The following is a 17233-nucleotide window of genomic DNA, read 5'->3' on the forward strand; positions in this document are numbered from 1 at the left end:
GACTCGGAAATCGCAGATGGCATTACCCTCCCTGACCAGCCCCCTGGCCAAGTTTGCCGCTGCCGCGCTCGGCGCGGCAGCGATTGCCGCACCTGTCCAGGCTGCAAACATCACGTTCGACAGTGGCGCGGGCATGCTGTTCGGCAGTGGCGATACCTGGCAGGAAAGCGGTTACAACATGCTCACGGAGGCGTATAACCCGGCCGATGCCGGGAGCCTGGTCGGCATGATCGCCGATTCCAGCGATCCGGGCTTCTGCGTCGCCATGGCCTGCCCGGTCAATGGCGACGGCGGCTATTACGGCGCCCTCAACGATAGCATCGTCTGGCTTTCGTCCGCGAGCGCCGGCGCTTCCTTCATGATGAAGTCGCTCGACGCAAGCTTCATCGGCCTGGACGCTGCGCTGGGCGGCTATCCAGCCATCTCCGGCATCCTGCGCATGCAGGGTTTCCTGGCCGACGGCACCTATCTGCTGCAAGACCTGCTGCTCGACGGCCCCGGATCGAGCGGCTTCGAATTCGGCCGCTACACCCCATTCGAGACCTTCGCCAACACCGCTTTCGTGAGCGTGGCGATGTTCGGCTTTACCTGCAATGCCACCGGTAATTGCTCGGCATTCAACTCGAACCGTGGCCAGTTCGCCATCGACAACCTGGTGCTCGAAGACGCCCTGGCCGAGGTTCCCGAGCCGGCTACGCTCGCGCTGTTCGGCCTCGGCTTTGCCGGCCTCGCCGCCCGCGCCCGCCGCCGCCAAGCCTGACCGTACCGCCCGACCCAGCCGAATCTCGCAGAACCCAAGGACACGCATCCATGAAACTCCGCCCAATTTCCGCAGCCATCCTGTTCGCACTGGCCGGCCTGTCGCTGGCAGTCCAGGCCGACGATGTGCGCCGCCCCTATGTCGTGCAATTGACCGACAAGCCGATCGCCTCCTATGACGGCGGCGTCAGCGGCCTCGCCGCCACCCAGCCGCGCCCCGGCCAGCGCCTCGACCTGGACAGCGCCAGCGTCCAGCTCTACAGCGGCTACCTGGCCCAGAAGAAAGCCGCCGTGCGCGCCGCCATCGGCGGCGCTCCCGTCGTGCACGACTACAAGGTGGTGCTCAACGGCTTCTCGGCCATGCTGACCGACGCCGAAGTGCGCGCCCTGGTCGGCCGCACCGACGTGCTGGCGGTCACGCCCGACGTGCCGCGCGAACTGACCACCGTCTCCACCCGCGACTTCCTCAAGCTGACCGGCCCCAACGGCGCCTGGTCCAAGCTCGGCGGCGTGACCGAGGCCGGCGAGGACGTCATCATCGGTATCGTCGACGGCGGCATCTGGCCCGAACACACGTCCTACGCCGACCGCGTGGACGCCAACGGCAAGCCGACCCACGACAACAGCGGCAGCGTGGTCTATTCGGCGCCGACGGCGCGCTGGCAGGGCGATTGCCAGACCGGCGAAGGCTTCACCACCGCCCACTGCAACAACAAGCTGATTGGCGCGCAATACTTCGACAGCGTCTACCTGAGCACCGGGCGCACCACCCACTGGAGCGAGTTCCGCTCCTCGCCGCGCGATTCGCTCGGCGGCGACGCCGGCGAAGGCAGCCACGGCACCCACACCTCGACCACCGCCGGCGGCAACTATGGCGTGGACGTGACCATGGCCGGCGTCGACATCGGCGAGATGTCGGGCGTGGCTCCACGCGCGCGCATCGCTTCGTACAAGGTGTGCTGGACCTACGTCGACCCGAGCGTGACGATTGGCCGGCGCAACAGCTGCTTCGTCGGCGACAGCGTTGCCGCGATCGAAAAGGCCGTCGCCGACGGCGTGCATGTGATTAACTTCTCGATCAGCGGAGGCACCAGCCTCACCGACCCGGTCGAGCAAGCGTTCTTCGGCGCGGCCAATGCCGGCGTCGTGGCCGTGGCCTCGGCCGGCAACGACGGCCCGGGCAACCAGGTGGCCCACATCAGCCCGTGGCACACCACGGTCGGCGCCTCGACCCATAACCGCGAATTCCAGGCGACTGTTACCCTGGGCAATGGCCAGAAATACACTGGCGCCTCGATGAACACCCAACCGCTACCGTCCGAGGAGCTGGTCGACGCCTCGGCGGTTGGCCTGCCGGGCGCCAACGCCGCCCGTCTGGCCTTCTGCTACAGCGCCTCGTTCAACGGCGGCCAGGCCGTGCTCGACCCGGCCAAGGTGGCCGGCAAGGTCGTGATCTGCAACCGCGGCGAGAACGACCGCGTCGACAAGAGCCGCGCGGTGCGCGAGGCCGGCGGCGTCGGCATGATCCAGGTCGACAATGGCACCGGTCTCGTGGCCGACATGCACTCGGTGCCGTCGGTGCACGTGACCCAGGCCGACGGCCAGGCGATCCGCAGCTATGCAGCCGCGAGCGCGGCCAACGCCACCGCGGCGATCAGCAAGTTCGTGGTCGGCGCGTCCAAGCTGAACGCTCCGATCATGGCCGCCTTCTCGTCGCGCGGGCCGAACCGCGCCGACGCCAACGTGCTCAAGCCCGACGTCACCGCACCGGGGGTGGACATCATCGCCGGCGGCACGCCGGGCCTGACCCAGGAGCAGCATGACGACATCGTCAATGGCACCCTGGTGCCGCCGGTCGAGTTCGTATCGCTGCAGGGCACCTCGATGTCGGCCCCGCACGTGGCCGGCATTTCCGCCCTGCTGCGCCAGAAATACCCGAGCTGGACGCCGGCGATGATCAAGTCGGCAATGATGACCACGGCGACCGACACCTTCCCGGATACCCAGCAGGGCGATCTGCGCGGCATCCTGCCGTTCGCGCAGGGCGCCGGCCACGTCAACCCGACCGCCGCCCTCGATCCGGGCCTGGTCTATGACATCGGCGAAGCCGACTACCGCAAATACCTGTGCGGCGCCGGCGTGGCGAGCCAGTGCGCGGGCGGCCAGATCCCCGGCTACGAGCTGAACCTGCCGTCGATCGCCGTCGGCAACGTGCTCGGCGCGTTGAAGATCACCCGCACCGTGACCAATGTCAGCGCCAGCACCTCAAGCTTCAACTCGCAGATCTCGGTGCCGGGCTATAGCGCCGTGGTGTCGCCGGCCACGCTGGCGATCGAGCCTGGCCAGACCAAGTCGTTCACGGTGACCCTGACCCGTACCAATGCGCCCGAGAACGCCTGGCAGTATGGCACGCTGACCTGGACCGGCGGCGGCCACACCGTGCGCAGCCCGATCGTGGCCCGTTCCGGCAAGCTGATCATCGCCCCGGCGTTCATCTCGAGCGACCGCGCCAGCGGCAGCAAGGCCATGAGCATCAGCACCGGCTTCGCCGGCAAGATGGGATCGAGCGTCGGCGGCCTGAAGGAGATCGTGCGCACCGCAAACACGATCGCCCCGGCGCCGGATGGCAGCCTCGACACGCTGGCCCTGATGGCCGACGCCTGCCACCGCGGCCTGTACGGCACCCGCGTGCTGCCGGTGACGTTCACCGCCGACACCATGGCGGCGCAGTTCGAGCTGTTCGACCGCGATACCAGCGGCAATGGTGGCGACGACCTCGACCTGGTGATGGTGAACGCGGCTGGCCAGCTGGTCGCCTATTCGGCCACCTACGGCTCGGACGAGACGATCGCGCTGGCGGCTCCGCCGGCAGGCAACTACAAGGTCTGCACGCTGGGCTACAGCACCGCGTCCGGCGGCGCCACCTCGTATGGCCTGCATGCGGTGGTCGTCAACACTGGCGACAAGGGCGGCAACCTGCGCGCCATGGTGCCGGCCACCGTGTATGCCGGCGGCAAGGCGACGGTGGCGGTGAGCTGGTCCGGCCTGCCGACCGGCAAGCGCTTCCTGGGCGCCGTGCGCCTGCTCGACGCCAGCGGCGCGGTCGGCTCGACCACCGTGCTGCAGGTCGAGACCAACCAGCCGGTGCCGAAGGCCGAGCGTCCGCAGCGCGTCAAGGAGAGGGACGTCGGTGTGTAAGCCATGAGTAGCAAGCAGTAAAAGACAAAGCGCGCCTCGGCGCGCTTTGTCTTTTCAGGAACCGATCGAATGGATGGAAACGTATCAGGCTGCCGGCGAACCCAGCTGGCAAGCGCCGGCGACGCAGACGGCGCCCGGATCGGGATGATGGATGCAGATCGACATCTCGCCGGTGCGCTGGATCTCGGCCTGGCGCTCGGTCTTCGAGCGTTCGGCCAGGGCCAGCAAGGCTTTCTCGTCGGTCTGCGCGGTCGAGTACGGCAGGTATTCCTGCGGGCCGCCGCAGGCCAGCGCGCCGACCGGGAGCGAGCGGCATTGCGCATTGTCGCTGCAGGCGGGCGTGCCAATCAGGCGCTTGATCTCGGAGACGGTGGCGCCGGGCTGGAGCGCAACCACCGGCGGCGCGCCGTCCTTGACCGGCGGCTGGGCCGGATCGTTGGCCTGGGTGGTGCAGGCGGCGGTGGCGCCGAACAGGAGGATGAGGAGGAGTTTTTTCATGCCGCCATCTTCGCGCGCACGATGTGACTGGTCAAGCGGATAACATTAACTAACTGTTACCAATTGTGTCGGCCTGATGTTGCGCCCACCTTACGGAACACGCTGACGCCCCGCGCGCTTGCGTCAGAACATCTTAAGTTTCCGTGAGGATATATTTCTCATTTGCAGGCAAATGACGTGAACGTCGCGCATCCTATTCTTTTCAAATGCAAACCTGGACGTTCGTAAATGTAAAAAATTGAGCGTAGGAAAATTTACTGACTACAATCGCTTCATTACAGACGAGCTTGTTCGAGTCCATACATGACCTTCCTGCGCTCCATCATCGCCCTCTCCCTGACCTGCGTCCTGGCTGCCTGCGGCGGCCAGTTCGATATCGAGACGACCGTCCAGACCGCGTCGACCGCCACGACAGCCAGTGGGCCTGCCACCGTGAACACGCCGGAAACCGGGGCGATCGCCGCCCCGGCGCCAGCGCTGGCGCCAGGCACTCCAGTCTTCGCCACGGTCGCCTCGGCCACGATGCCGGCGCCCGACTGCGCCGCCGAAGGCTGCGCCAGCCTGCGCATCATCGACGGCAATGCAGAAGCCTGGCGCATCGATGCCCAGCGCCGCGCCGCGCTCGAGGCCAGCCTGCCGCAAACCTGATCAAGGACGCTGGCGCAGGCGGCGCGTCGTCCACAGCAGGAACAGGCCGCTCGCGAGCAGCAGCCAGGCGCCCGGTTCCGGCACCTCGGCCACGCTGGCGAACGCCCCGTCCACCAGCTGCAACTCGACGCTCTGGCCCGCGACCAGGTTCATCTCGATCACATTGCCGGCAGCGCCCAGGTAATTGAAGGCCTCGTCGATGAAGGCGACGCTGAACAGGCTGCCGTTGATGCCCTCGCCCACCTCGAACGCGACGTCAAAGCTGAACAGGCCGCCAAACGTGACGAGCTGCTCGAAGAAGTTGAAGTCCGGACCGTTGCGCAGGACGACGCCGTTCACGACATCGCCACTGGCATTACCCGATGGCGGCAAGACACCGCCATCGAGGAAGGCGCCGCTGAAATTGCCGAGGCTGGCCACCACCGGCGCCGCGTCCACCGGGCCGTTCAGGCCCAGGTCGAGGTAGCCGACCGTGCCGGCCAGGGCCGAGGTATCGAGCGAGACGCGGTAGATCGGACCGGCCAGGGCCGCCGGGGCGCCGATCGCGATCGACAGCGCCAGCAGAACGCGGAACAACAGGGATGAGAAATTGGACATGATGATGTTTTCCTTTAGAACGCGCCGGAGACCAGCTGCGGCGTATAGGTGAAGTTGCGCTTGGCGCCGTTGGTGAACACCGTCGGGACGGTGACCGTGGCGCCCGGGGCGATGGTCGCCTGGGACAAGGTCAGGTACGGCGCGCCTGCGTGCGTGCCCGCCGGATTGTCGAGCGTGATCCCGTCCGGCAGGCCCTGCAGCACCAGGTGCAGCGGACCGGTCAGCGCCTTGGCGCTCGTGTTGGTGATGGTGACATTGCCGGTGGTCTTGCCCGTCGCGCGGTTGATGCTGAAGCCGCCGATCACGATCTTGCTCGACGCGGTGACGTCGGTGAACGAGCCGGCCAGGTTCAGGCTGACCACCAGCGGATCGTGGTCCGAGGCACGGTAAGCGTTCTTGCGATAGACATCGGTGCCGGTGCTCTCGATGTTGTAGTCGATGTCCTTCGGTTCATCGGCATTATTGTGCCATTCGGCCGCACCCACCACCTGCGGCGCCAGCGAGTTGCTTGCCAGGACGTGGTCGAGCGAGCCGGCCAGGCCGTTGAACACATAGGAATACGGCATCGCATGCGGGCGCACGAACTGCTCGATCACATTGACCATGCCGGCGGCGCCGGTCAGGTGGTTGATCGGGCTCTCGAAGGCGTAGGCGTTCAGGTCGCCCAGCACCAGCACATCCGGGTCCTTCGCCGCCGCGATCACTTGCGGGATGAAGAAGCTGGTCAGGCGCTGGGCCTGGAGGACGCGGGTGGCGTCATAGCAACCCTGGCCATAGCCCTGGTCGGCATCGCCGCCGCTGGCGCCGCCGCACCCCTTCGACTTCAGGTGGTTGGCGATGACCGAGAACTTGCCACCGTTGGCGGCCATGAAGGTCTGCGCCATCGGCGGACGGTTATTGATCTCGTGCGGGTCGGACAGCGCGCCCCCCACCAGGGTCAGCTTCGACGGCTTGTAGATCATGGCGACGCGGATCGCATCGGTGCCCAGTCCGACCGGGGCCGGCACCACGGCGTAGGTGCCCGGCGCGGTGACGCGGTTGATCTCGTCGACCAGGTACTTGGCCGCGACATCGCCGTTGTTCTGGATTTCCATCAGGCCCACCACGTCGGCGTTCAGCGCGGCCAGCGAGGCGACGATCTTGTCGCGCTGGCGGACGAACTCGGCCGCATTGTCGGCGCCACGGCAATTGCCGGCGGATGTATTGCTGCCCAGTTGGCAACCCTGGCCCGACTTGCCCCAGGCATCGCCGCCATTCGTGAAGGTGGTGAAGAAGTTCAACACGTTGGCGGCCGCGACCTTGACGCCGTCCGGCAGCACCGGCGCCGCCTGGCGCTCGTTGGCGCGATTGATCACCGGGGCTTCGGTCGGCTGCAGCTTGAAGCCGGTGCTGGCGCCGCTGCTGGCGCCGGTGGAACCGAAGTCGACCACACCGGTCAGGTTATCGATCGTGTCGCCGGCGCGCACGGTGCCGTCCTCGGCCAGGTAAGGCATGGCGGCCGGAGCGCGGAACAGGCCGTCGTCCAGCACGATGCGGTTGCTCATGTGCTCGCGATAGAGTGCCGCGGCCTCTGGCGAACCCTGCGGGAAGCGGCTGGTCGGCTGCTCGCGGCGGCCGTTGGACAGGGTCAGCTCGCCGCGGTTGGCCAGATCGCCGTTGCCGTTGATGGTGAGCGTATTGGTAAAGCGCACCAGCATGCCTTCCACGCTGGCCAGGTCGGTGCCCGGCAAGGTGATATTGGCCGGCACGATGGCCGGGCCGGCGCCCAGCGCGGTGATATTGGTGACGTCCTTGAACTCGGTATAGGTGCGGTCGGCGCCGTTCGGGCGGAATTCGACCACCTGCCCGGTGACGCTGACCAGGGTACCGACCGCATGCGCGGTGTCGGTGCCGTAGACATAGATGCCGTCCGAGGTCGACGGATCGCCATCGCCCTGTGGATCCTGGATGAAGAAGCCACCGTCGACCTTGGCGGTAATCACGCCGCGGGCGGTCTGCACGGTGTTGGCGAACGGGCTGCTGTCGCCGGAGCCCTGGATCTGCGGAATGGTCAGGAGGCCGGCAACGGCGACATCGATGGTGCAGCGCTCGGTCTCGCCGGCATCGTTGCCGAATTCGACCTGCACCGGATAGCGGCCGCCGGCCAGGGTGTCGGCGATGTCGAGGCGCGCCTCGGCCTTGCCGCCGGCTGCGGTGGCCGGGGTGAACCCGCCGAGGGTGATGCCGGCGACGCCGTTCGACACGATGGCGGCACGGTTGACGATGGCGTCGCCATCGATCGCCGACAGCAGCGCCGATCCACCGCGGCCCTGCTCGACCTGCACCGTTGCCGGGCAGGCCAGCACGATCGGCTTGGGTGTCGGGCCGGTGTCGCCACAGGCGTGCAGCGGCGATGTCGTGGTGCGCGGGCCGATCACCGGTGCCAGCACGAAGTCGGCGCGGTTGTCATCGCTGTCCTGGCAGCCGGCTGCGGCGCGCTGGAGCGAATTCTCGAGCGTCGGCGACGGCGCCGGCGCGCCTTCGGACAGGTTGGCGCTGCCGTAGCCGACCAGGTCAAGGATGCGGGTGCCGTCGCTGATGGCGACCTTGCCGGTTCCGCCAGCCATATTGAAGCTCGGCGCCTGGACATCGAATTGCTCGATCGGGGTCTTGCCCTGGTCGCGCGCGCCGCGCAGCAGGAAATACTGGCCCGGAGCAAGCGTGACCGGCGGCAGTGCGGTGACGCTGCTCCAGCTGCTGCCGGTGGCCGACTGGTATTGCAGCCGCATGCCGGCCAGGCTCACCGGCGCACTGCCACGGTTATACAGCTCGACGAAATCGTGACCGAAGTTGCTTGAGGTGCTGTGCGAGTGGGCATACAGCTGGTTGATGACGACGTCGGCGGCAAGCGTCGGTGCGCTCGCGGCCAGGCCGGCGATCAGGGTCGCCAGCAGCGTACGCCGCGGAGTAAAAGTTGCAAAGGTGGTCATTGATTCCCCATTAGTTATCGCACAAGATGTGCCTGCCATTTCCATTAGCAGAATGATAGTAATTGAGGATATTGACAACATGATTACTAGAAATTAGCCGATATGGATAATTTCTAGCTTAGCGGCAATTCAACAGACGGGAGTCAGGTTGCCGCAGGGAATCAACGAATGGAAGCTCAGCGCCGGCGACGCCGCGCGGCCCAGCCGATCACGCCGAGGCCGCCGACCAGCAGCGCAAAAGCGGAGGGCTCGGGCACGAGTGAAATGGCATAGGTCTCGAGCGCCTCGATGCGCCTGAACTGGCCGCCATAGGTGCCGTCGATGATGCTGCGGCCTTCGAAGGCGGGGTCGCCATAGCTCAGTTGCCAGGAGATGGAGGTGGTCAGCTTGTCGTCGACGAAGAGGTCGGGGCCGGCGCCGAAGGTGGGGCCGTGATCGGGCGAATTATAGGTCTGGCGCGAACCCTGGCTGGGCAGGACGTTGTCGAGCAGGAGCTGGCGGTAGACCGCGGGATCGGTACAGTTGAACAGGAAACCGGTGCGTTGCCAGTCAAGTTCGGAAACGTGCCAGCCGGCCGTGGAAGACCAGCTGCGCGGATTGTAGCCGCCCACCACCCAGCTGTCGCCGCTGTCGTTGGCGATGCGCATCAGGGTGAAGTTGCTGCCGCGCCCATCTGCAGCGGCATGGAAGTCGAGCGAGTCGTCGCCCGGCTGCCGCGTGTAGACGTTCTCGAGATAGAGGGGACCGGCGCCGAGCCAGCGTTCGAGCTGGCCCTGCAGGTTGGGATCGAGCAGCGGCGTGTCGGTTTGCGCCACTGCCGGCGCTGCCGCCAGGCCAAGCGCTGCAACAAGGATGGCGGCCACCCCGCCCCGTGCCAGGATCTTGTTCATGCAACGTCAGACTGGCCGTTGCAGGACAAGTTCCGGGCGCGCGGCCTGGGGAGATTACGCCCGCTTGTAGATATCCTCGAAGCGGACGATGTCGTCCTCGCCCAGGTAACTGCCCGACTGCACTTCGATGATGTGCAGCGGCAGCTTGCCCGGGTTTTCCAGGCGGTGGTTCATGCCGATCGGGATATAGGTCGATTCGTTCTCGGACAGCAGGCTGACCGTGTCGCCGCAGGTCACGCGCGCGGTGCCCGACACCACGACCCAGTGCTCGGCGCGGTGGTGGTGCATCTGCAGCGACAGCTTCTCGCCCGGCTTGACCGTGATGCGCTTGACCTGGAAACGGTCGCCCGCATCGATGCCCTCGTAGTGGCCCCATGGGCGGTAGACGCGGGTGTGGTGCAGGTGCTCGGTGCGTTCCTTGGAAGCCAGGTGTTCGACCACCTGCTTGACGCGCTGCACCGCGGCTTTGCAGGTGACCAGCACCGCATCCTGGGTCTCGACCACGACCACGTCTTCCAGGCCCACCACCGCCACGATGCGGCTTTCGGCGCGCACCAGCGAATTCTTGACGCCGTCCAGGTAGACGTCGCCGCGCTGGGCATTGCCGTTGGCATCCTTGGCCTGGGTTTCCCACAGGGCCGACCACGAACCGACGTCGTTCCAGCCGATATCGGCCGGCACCACGGCGGCGTCGCGGGTGTGTTCCATCACGGCGTAGTCGATCGAATCGGACGGGCAGGCCGAGAACGCGCTCTCGTCGAGGCGGCAGAAATCGAGGTCGCGGTAGGCCGCGTGCATGGCCTGGCTGGCGGCGCCGGCGATGGCCGGGGCATGCTGCTCCAGCTCTTGCAGATAGCGCGCGGCGGCGAACATGAACATGCCGCTGTTCCAGTAGTAGCTGCCCTCGGCCAGGAAGCCTTCGGCCGTGGCGGCATCGGGCTTCTCAACGAAGCGCGCCACCTTGTAGCATTCGCCGCACTCGTCCACCGGTTCGCCGCGGCGGATGTAGCCGTAGCCGGTTTCCGGGGTCTTGGGCACGATGCCGAAGGTGGCCAGGGCGCCGTTGGCCACCAGGCGGGTGGCGCGGTCGACCGCTTCACGGAAGGCTTCGCCGTTCTCGATCACGTGGTCGGCCGGCAGCACCAGCATCACTGCCTCGGGGTCGATCGCCTGCAGGTGGTGGGCGGCGGCGGCCACGGCCGGCGCCGTGTTGCGGCCGACCGGCTCGAGCAGGATGCCCAGCGGCGCGATACCCACTTCACGCAATTGCTCAGCCACCATGAAACGGTGGTCATTGCCGCACACCACGAGCGGCGCCATCATCTCCGGCCAGCCGGCCACGCGCAATGCGGTTTCTTGCAGCATGGTCTTGTCGGCAACCAGCGGCAGCAACTGCTTCGGCAGGACCTTGCGCGACAGCGGCCACAGGCGGGTGCCGGCGCCGCCGGAAAGGATGACTGGATAGATCTTCATGCGCTGACTTTCTCTTTCTCTAACTCGTTGGTGTCGTGATCCACGAAATCCTTGCGCCGGGAGCGGCGACGATCGCGTGCATTGAGCCATTCCTCCGATGAATATTCGGAGGCGTGCTTCATTTCGCCTTTTCGGTCGACACTATATTCCTTAAAGACAATCATTTCATTCAATGTTACATCATGCAACACGCGGGTGTATTCGAACAGGATGCTGCGCACGATCTCGGCGCCTTCGCAGATATGGCTGCCATGGCCGATCCAGGTCGGGCCCACGATGCGGGCGCCGGCCTCCACTTTAACCCCGGAGCCGATGTAGACGGGTCCCTCGATGGTCGTACCCTCCCAGTCGATGCTGGTGTTCAGGCCGACCCAGACGCCCGGCTTGATCTGGATGCCCGGCACATCCATATTATTGACTTCGCCGGTGATGACCGACTGCAGTACTTCCCAGTAGTCGCCCATGGTGCCGATGTCGAGCCAGTTGAACGGGCGGCCCTGGGCATAGAACGGCAGGCCGCGCTCGGCCAGCAGCGGGAACAGCTCGGAACCGATGTCGAACGCCACGCCCGACGGAATCAGGTCGATCACTTCTGGCTCGAAGATATAGATGCCGGTGGAAATGAAGTTGGACTTCGCTTCTTGCTGGCTCGGCTTTTCCTGGAATTCCACGATGCGGCCCTGCTCGTCCGAGACCACCACGCCATAAGACGAAACCTTGTCCCATGGCACTTCTTTGGTGATGACGGTGGCCATCGCGCCCTTGCGGCGGTGCTCCAGCAGCGCCGCCTTGAGGTCGAGGTCGATCAGGGCGTCGCCGCACAGCACCACGGTGGTGTCGTCAAAGAAGCCGCCGAATTCCTGGATTTTCTTCATGCCGCCGGCCGAGCCGATCGGTTCGGGGACGACTTCGCCGTCGTCCTTGGTATAGCCTTCGAAGGAGTAGCCGATCTGGACGCCGAACTGCTCGCCTTCGCCGAAATACTCTTCGATTTTTTCGTGCAACCAGCTGACGTTGACCATGATTTCGGACACACCATTTTTCTTGAGGTGTTCGATCAGGTAAGCCATCACGGGTTTGCCCAGAATCGGGATCATGGGTTTTGGCAGGTCATAGGTCAGCGGACGGACGCGCGTGCCCTTGCCTGCGGCGAGAATCATGGCTTTCATTAGACTATCCTTTGTACTATTTGGCTGTGGTTTGGTAGCGCCATACGTCAGCGCACATTTGAGCGACATCACGTTCGGCAGTCCAGCCCAGTTCTTCGCGCGCCAGGGCCGGATCGGCATAACACTTGGCCACGTCGCCGGGACGGCGGTCGACGATCTGGTAGGCGACCGGGCGCCCGCTGGCCGCTTCGAAGGCGCGCACCATTTCCAATACGCTGTTACCCCGGCCAGTGCCGAGGTTGTAGGTGACGATGCCCGGGCCCTTGTTCAGGCGATCGAGCGTTTTGACGTGGCCGATGGCAAGATCCACCACGTGGATGTAGTCGCGCAGGCCGGTGCCGTCCGGGGTATCGTAGTCGCCGCCGAACACCGACAGCTTGTCGCGCTGGCCGTTGGCGACCTGGGCGATGTAGGGGACGAGGTTGTTCGGGATGCCGCTCGGCTCTTCGCCGATCAGGCCGCTTTCATGGGCGCCGACCGGATTGAAGTAGCGCAGCAGCGCGATGCGCCAGTCGGGCTCGGCCTTGGCCAGGTCGCGCAGGATGTCTTCGATCATCAGCTTGCTGCGGCCATAGGGATTGGTGGCCGACAGCGGGAAGTCTTCGCGGATCGGCACCGAGGCCGGATCGCCGTACACGGTGGCCGAGGACGAGAACACCAGCGATTTACAGCCGAACTTGGCCATGGTCTCGAACAGCACCACACTGCCGTTGACGTTGTTGTCGTAGTAGCGCAGCGGCTGCGCCACCGATTCGCCGACCGCCTTCAGGCCGGCGAAGTGGATCACCGCCTCGGGCTTGTGCTCGGCGAACGCGGCTTCCATGGCCGCGCGGTCGCGGATGTCGGCCTGGATGAAAGCGAACGGCTTGCCGCTGATGCGCTCGACGCGCTCGCAGACCGACTGCTGGGCATTCGACAGGTTGTCGACCACGACCACGTCGTGCCCGGCGCTCTGCAGTTCGACGACGGTATGCGACCCGATATAGCCCACGCCGCCAGTAACCAGAATCTTCATGTCTTTCGCTTTCAGTTGATAGTTTGTTGATGATCTGCTTCTTGTCATCGCGTTTCACTCATTTGTCCTGGCCGCTTCCTTGATCACGAGCCAGATAAACGCCATGTCGTCGATAAAGTAACGCCGGAACATACGGCGCGGCTCCTGCAGGAAGCGGTAGAACCACTCGAGCCCGGACTTCTGCATCCAGGCCGGCGCCCGCTTGACCCGGCCGATCGCCACGTCGAAGCTCCCGCCCACCCCCATCGCGAACGGTATCCGCATCTCGGCCTGGTGCAGACCGAGAAACTGTTCTTTCCTGGGCGAGGAAATCGCCACGAACAGCAGGTCGGCGCGGCTGTCGCGCACCTGGCGCACCACCCCTGCTTCCGCGTCCCCGCCCTGCCAGTAGCCGTCATGCACGCCGGCCAGCGTCAGGCCTGGATAGCGCCGGGCATAGGTCATGGCCACCTCGCGCACCACATCGTGGCGCGCACCGAGCAGGAACACCCGCCAGCCTTTCTGCGCCGCCCGCCGCATCAGGGCCTCGAACAGGTCGATGCCGGCGACCCTTTCCTTGAGCGGCTTGCCCAGCAGGCGCGAGGCCCACACCACCGGCATGCCGTCCACATTGACCAGGTCGCAGGCATTGATGATACGGCGCAGGTCCTCGTCGCGGCTGGCCTTGACCAGCTTGTCGACATTGACCACCACATGCTGGTGCGGCTGCCGGGTGCGCACGAAACCCTCGACAAGTTCCAGGGTCTCTTCCATTGAAACGTTATCTATATTACAACCAAACAGTGTGACGCGCTCGTTCATGCGTGCCTCCGGTCCGGTAACTGACGTTTCTTGCCATTAATTATTTATCATCGATAAAGGTGATTGTAAACCTGCATTCGATGGGAACGGCGGACGATACGGTCGTAATGCGCAGCACTTCGCACGGCGTCTTCGATTCATAGGCGGCCGAATACCAGCCCAGCGGCGGATTCTCGGCGCCGCGCACCAGTTCCAGGTGCAGGTCTTCGCCGCTGGCCTGCATCTGCAACACGAAGCGCTTGCCGCGCACCGACAGGCCCTGGCTGGTCAGGCGCACGTCCAGGCCGGGTGCGAAGTGCCAGAACGCCTCGACCTTGTGCGGTTTCTTGGCCGCCACCTCGTCGCGCACGGTCAGGGTGTTGCTGGCGCCGTCGAAACGCACGCTGCGCAGGTGCAGCACCGGGTCCGGCAGGCGCGCATAGCCGTCATGCGAGCCGCGGAAGTCGAACTCTTGAGGCGAGGCAGGCATGCGCTCGATACTGGCCTGCGCCTTGCGCAGCCACATGAAGCGCCCGCCCGGCACCGACTGGTCGAGGCCGTCGATGCGCACGGTATTGTGGCTCGAGGTGCCGCGGAAATAATCGCGCCATTTCTGGTCTTGCCAGTAGGAATAGGTGCCCGGGTCGACCAGGCAGGCCTCGCCTGCCACCGACAGGGTCAATGCCAGCGCATCGGCGTGGCCATGGGCGGCAATGCCCAGGTAGCCCAGCGGACCGCAGTCGAGCACGCCCTTGATCTCGTCCGCCTCGCCGAAGTGGTTGCCGAACAGCAGGTAGCCGCCGTCGGGGAAGGACCATCCGGACTCGACCTCGTGCGGATCGCAGTCGGGCCGCCCGCCCGGCAGCGCATGCAGCAGCCAGCGCACGCCGGGGTGGTGATCGGGTTGGCCGCCGAACACGGTATCGCCCAGCGCCAGCAATTGCGCGGCGCGGTCCGGGCCCGGCCGCCCGCTGCCGGCGTGCAGGCGGAAGGCGCAGCCGTCGTCGGCATCGCCGACCATCGGCAGGCCGCCGTCGACGTCGCGCACCGAGCGCAGGAAGCGCAGCGCGCGCTGCAGCACGGCCCAGTAGCTGCGCGAGAATGGTTGACTGCGGGGCTGGCTCCCGGCCTGGCCCAGCAGCCCGGCCACGAACAGGCATTCACAGGAAAACATATGGTAGGCAAAGGCCTGCTCGCGGTTGACGCCGTCGCGCGAGAACTGGGCCTGGGCCTCGTGCTCCAGCTCGCGCCGCGCCTGGGCTTCCCAGTCTTTCGATTCCTTCCAGCACGGCCAGGTGACGGCGCCCGCATACAGGCCGGCCAGTTCGCCGATCAGGTGGTTGTTGGCCGAGGAGTGGCGCGACAGGTGGCGCGCGATGGTGCGGCAGTGGGCATGGATGCTGTCGAGCCAGTCGGCGCGCAGGCGCTGTCCGCCATCGCCCTCGAACAAGGCGCTGTTCTCGCCGCCCACCAGTTGCCAGATGAGGCTCCAGTTGACGAGGCGGATGCCCATCTCCATGGAGCTGGTCCAGTTGGGCCCGGTGAGCGGCGGGCAGGCTTCGAACCAGCTGCGCAGATTGTGCTCCAGGGCCTGCAGCCAGCGCGGCTCGCCCGTCAAGGCCCAGGCCTGGGCCAGGGTCACCAGGTGCAGGTGGCGGTTCAGTTCCCACAGATGCTTGATGTCGCCCACCAGTTCGCGGTCGCTGATGGCGATGTCGCCACGGTACAGCGACGGCGCGACGACGCCGGTCTCGGGATCGCGGTTCCAGGCGGTCGGCACGCCGACGTCGAAGCGGCGTTCGCCGAACAGCACGACGTGGCCGGCCTCGATGCGTTCGGCGTCGAGCAGCAGCGCATCGATTTCGGCCCGCGCCAAAGCCGGCGCGCCGCGCACGCCAAGGTTCAGGGTGCGCGGCAGCGGCGGCGGCGCGGCGCGGCCGATGGAGCGGCGCGCCAGGCGGATCGTCGCCGCCTGGCGCACGCGGTAAGCCATTTCCGGCACCGACATGCAGCGCAGCCGGTTGACCAGCCATGCCATGCGTACTGTTGCGTTCATCAAATTTCCCTCACCGTTTTCATCATTGCGCCCTCTCGTCCAGCAATTGCGCGTACAGCGCGGCCAATCTGGCGCACACCACCCCGGCCGAGTAGTGTCGTTCAATGGCGGGGCGCGCCGCGCACGCCAGCCGGGCATGCAGCTGGCCGTCGTCCAGCAGGCGCCCGATGGCGCCGGCCAGCGCCGCCGCGTCGCGCGCCGGCACCAGCAGGCCGCGCTCGCCGCCGGCCAGCGCTTCCGGGATGCCGCCGACCTCCGTGGCGACCACCGGCACCCCGGCCGCCATCGCCTCGAGCACCGACATCGGCAAGCCTTCGGCATGCGACGGCAGGCAGAACAGCCAGGCGCGCGCCAGCTGCGCGTCGCGCGCGGCCGCATCCAGCCAGCCCGGCGTCTCGACCCGGCCGGCGATGCCGAGTTCGGCGGCGCGGCGGCGCACCCAGCCCAGGTCGCCGCTGCCGCCCAGCACCAGGCGCAGCCGCGGGTGGCGCGCGGCCAGCACCGCGCAGGCGTGCAGCAGTTCGTCCACGCCCTTGGCCGGATCGAGGCGCCCCAGGAACAGGATGCGGCCGGCTTCGGCATGTTCACGCGCCGCGTGCGGCGTCAGGCGTACCGGATTGGCCACCACCTCGACCCGCGCGCGCGGCGCGCATTCGCGCACCCAGGCGGCCCAGCCGGGCGACAGCGCGATCACGCGCGAGCTCGCTTCCAGGGTGTGCCGGATCCAGCGCCGCAGCAGCGGCCCGGCCTCTATCGCCGCGTAGCGCCGGAAGCCGCCGCCATGCAGGTGGAACACCGTGCGCGCGCCACCCATGCGCGCCATCAGCAGCACCAGCGACTTGCGCAGGAAACTGGCATGCGAGCCGGCGTGCACGTGGACGATGGCCGGCCGCGCGCCAGGGCCGAGGCAGGCCTGCCCGGTGCGCCACAGGCCGCGCAGCGCGCTGCCGAGCTTGCGCCCTTCGGCGTGGGTCGCGACATAGGTGACGCCCTCGCGCTCGAACAGGCCGTCGGCGCGCAGCACCTCGACCACGCTGGCGATGCCTCCCCTGCCCCCTAGCGCCGTTCCAACCATCAACACACGTGGGGGCGCCGAGCTCATGCAGGCGCCCCTGGAAAACTTTGCGACTGCTTACCAAAGGAGCAATATTTACGATCATACATGGCGTATTGTCCGATCT

13 protein-coding genes are annotated in these 17233 nt (G+C 66.4%); 3 read left to right on the forward strand and 10 right to left on the reverse strand.

The annotated features are described in order from the left end of the window. The first annotated feature begins 16 nt into the window (after window positions 1-16). Window positions 17-760, forward strand: coding sequence for an NF038120 family PEP-CTERM protein (locus SOM61_RS15355; RefSeq protein WP_320474884.1), 744 nt, complete (start codon window positions 17-19; stop codon window positions 758-760). A gap of 50 nt (window positions 761-810) precedes the next feature. Further along, window positions 811-3957, forward strand: coding sequence for a S8 family serine peptidase (locus SOM61_RS15360; protein WP_320474885.1), 3147 nt, complete (start codon window positions 811-813; stop codon window positions 3955-3957). Between the two features lie 84 nt (window positions 3958-4041). Here the strand turns inward: SOM61_RS15360 and SOM61_RS15365 are convergent, their stop codons facing one another. Then, the gene (locus SOM61_RS15365; protein ID WP_320474886.1) at window positions 4042-4455 is read right to left on the reverse strand and encodes a hypothetical protein; all 414 of its coding nucleotides are present in this window, start codon (window positions 4453-4455) and stop codon (window positions 4042-4044) included. A 303-nt stretch (window positions 4456-4758) separates the two neighbouring features. On the opposite strand from SOM61_RS15365, the gene SOM61_RS15370 reads away from it, so the two are divergent. Next, window positions 4759-5103: a hypothetical protein gene (locus SOM61_RS15370; RefSeq protein ID WP_320474887.1), complete on the forward strand. Its 345-nt coding sequence runs from the start codon at window positions 4759-4761 to the stop codon at window positions 5101-5103. Here the strand turns inward: SOM61_RS15370 and SOM61_RS15375 are convergent, their stop codons facing one another. From SOM61_RS15375 to SOM61_RS15415, 9 genes are all read right to left on the reverse strand, one after another. Continuing rightward, window positions 5104-5700: an NF038129 family PEP-CTERM protein gene (locus SOM61_RS15375; RefSeq protein WP_320474888.1), complete on the reverse strand. Its 597-nt coding sequence runs from the start codon at window positions 5698-5700 to the stop codon at window positions 5104-5106. It lies immediately after the preceding gene. 14 nt (window positions 5701-5714) lie between these two features. Continuing rightward, window positions 5715-8669, reverse strand: a complete 2955-nt coding sequence (locus tag SOM61_RS15380; protein WP_320474889.1) for an ExeM/NucH family extracellular endonuclease — start codon at window positions 8667-8669, stop codon at window positions 5715-5717. 176 nt (window positions 8670-8845) lie between these two features. Next, window positions 8846-9559 (reverse strand): PEP_CTERM-anchored TLD domain-containing protein, encoded by a 714-nt coding sequence (locus SOM61_RS15385; RefSeq protein WP_320474890.1) that lies wholly within the window; start codon window positions 9557-9559, stop codon window positions 8846-8848. A 54-nt stretch (window positions 9560-9613) separates the two neighbouring features. Continuing rightward, window positions 9614-11032 (reverse strand): mannose-1-phosphate guanylyltransferase/mannose-6-phosphate isomerase, encoded by a 1419-nt coding sequence (locus SOM61_RS15390; RefSeq protein ID WP_320474891.1) that lies wholly within the window; start codon window positions 11030-11032, stop codon window positions 9614-9616. Further along, window positions 11029-12201, reverse strand: coding sequence for a nucleotidyltransferase family protein (locus tag SOM61_RS15395; protein ID WP_320474892.1), 1173 nt, complete (start codon window positions 12199-12201; stop codon window positions 11029-11031). Before SOM61_RS15395 ends, SOM61_RS15390 begins: the two co-directional genes overlap by 4 nt. A gap of 16 nt (window positions 12202-12217) precedes the next feature. Next, complete coding sequence (galE, locus tag SOM61_RS15400) at window positions 12218-13216, reverse strand: UDP-glucose 4-epimerase GalE (RefSeq protein ID WP_320474893.1); 999 nt, start codon at window positions 13214-13216, stop codon at window positions 12218-12220. Between the two features lie 54 nt (window positions 13217-13270). After that, the gene (locus SOM61_RS15405) at window positions 13271-13969 is read right to left on the reverse strand and encodes a WecB/TagA/CpsF family glycosyltransferase (RefSeq protein ID WP_320474894.1); all 699 of its coding nucleotides are present in this window, start codon (window positions 13967-13969) and stop codon (window positions 13271-13273) included. Window positions 13970-14057: 88 nt separating this feature from the next. Continuing rightward, entirely contained in the window at window positions 14058-16052 is a 1995-nt protein-coding gene (locus SOM61_RS15410) for a heparinase II/III family protein (RefSeq protein WP_320474895.1), read from the reverse strand. Window positions 16053-16074: 22 nt separating this feature from the next. Continuing rightward, the gene (locus tag SOM61_RS15415; protein ID WP_320474896.1) at window positions 16075-17154 is read right to left on the reverse strand and encodes a glycosyltransferase family 4 protein; all 1080 of its coding nucleotides are present in this window, start codon (window positions 17152-17154) and stop codon (window positions 16075-16077) included. Between the last annotated feature and the right edge of the window lie 79 nt (window positions 17155-17233).

Source organism: Massilia sp. CFBP9012 (genome assembly GCF_034045115.1).
Taxonomy (GTDB): Bacteria; Pseudomonadota; Gammaproteobacteria; order Burkholderiales; family Burkholderiaceae_D; genus Telluria.

What these genes read in the sequence shown, in the direction of transcription:
- SOM61_RS15390 (WP_320474891.1), bottom strand. Translation starts at nt 11,032, where the DNA reads ATGAAGATCTATCCAGTCATCCTTTCCGGCGGCGCCGGCACCCGCCTG.
- SOM61_RS15355 (WP_320474884.1), top strand. Translation starts at nt 17, where the DNA reads ATGGCATTACCCTCCCTGACCAGCCCCCTGGCCAAGTTTGCCGCTGCC.
- galE (WP_320474893.1), bottom strand. Translation starts at nt 13,216, where the DNA reads ATGAAGATTCTGGTTACTGGCGGCGTGGGCTATATCGGGTCGCATACC.
- SOM61_RS15405 (WP_320474894.1), bottom strand. Translation starts at nt 13,969, where the DNA reads ATGGAAGAGACCCTGGAACTTGTCGAGGGTTTCGTGCGCACCCGGCAG.
- SOM61_RS15365 (WP_320474886.1), bottom strand. Translation starts at nt 4,455, where the DNA reads ATGAAAAAACTCCTCCTCATCCTCCTGTTCGGCGCCACCGCCGCCTGC.
- SOM61_RS15415 (WP_320474896.1), bottom strand. Translation starts at nt 17,154, where the DNA reads ATGAGCTCGGCGCCCCCACGTGTGTTGATGGTTGGAACGGCGCTAGGG.
- SOM61_RS15370 (WP_320474887.1), top strand. Translation starts at nt 4,759, where the DNA reads ATGACCTTCCTGCGCTCCATCATCGCCCTCTCCCTGACCTGCGTCCTG.
- SOM61_RS15360 (WP_320474885.1), top strand. Translation starts at nt 811, where the DNA reads ATGAAACTCCGCCCAATTTCCGCAGCCATCCTGTTCGCACTGGCCGGC.
- SOM61_RS15375 (WP_320474888.1), bottom strand. Translation starts at nt 5,700, where the DNA reads ATGTCCAATTTCTCATCCCTGTTGTTCCGCGTTCTGCTGGCGCTGTCG.
- SOM61_RS15385 (WP_320474890.1), bottom strand. Translation starts at nt 9,559, where the DNA reads ATGAACAAGATCCTGGCACGGGGCGGGGTGGCCGCCATCCTTGTTGCA.
- SOM61_RS15380 (WP_320474889.1), bottom strand. Translation starts at nt 8,669, where the DNA reads ATGACCACCTTTGCAACTTTTACTCCGCGGCGTACGCTGCTGGCGACC.
- SOM61_RS15410 (WP_320474895.1), bottom strand. Translation starts at nt 16,052, where the DNA reads ATGAACGCAACAGTACGCATGGCATGGCTGGTCAACCGGCTGCGCTGC.
- SOM61_RS15395 (WP_320474892.1), bottom strand. Translation starts at nt 12,201, where the DNA reads ATGAAAGCCATGATTCTCGCCGCAGGCAAGGGCACGCGCGTCCGTCCG.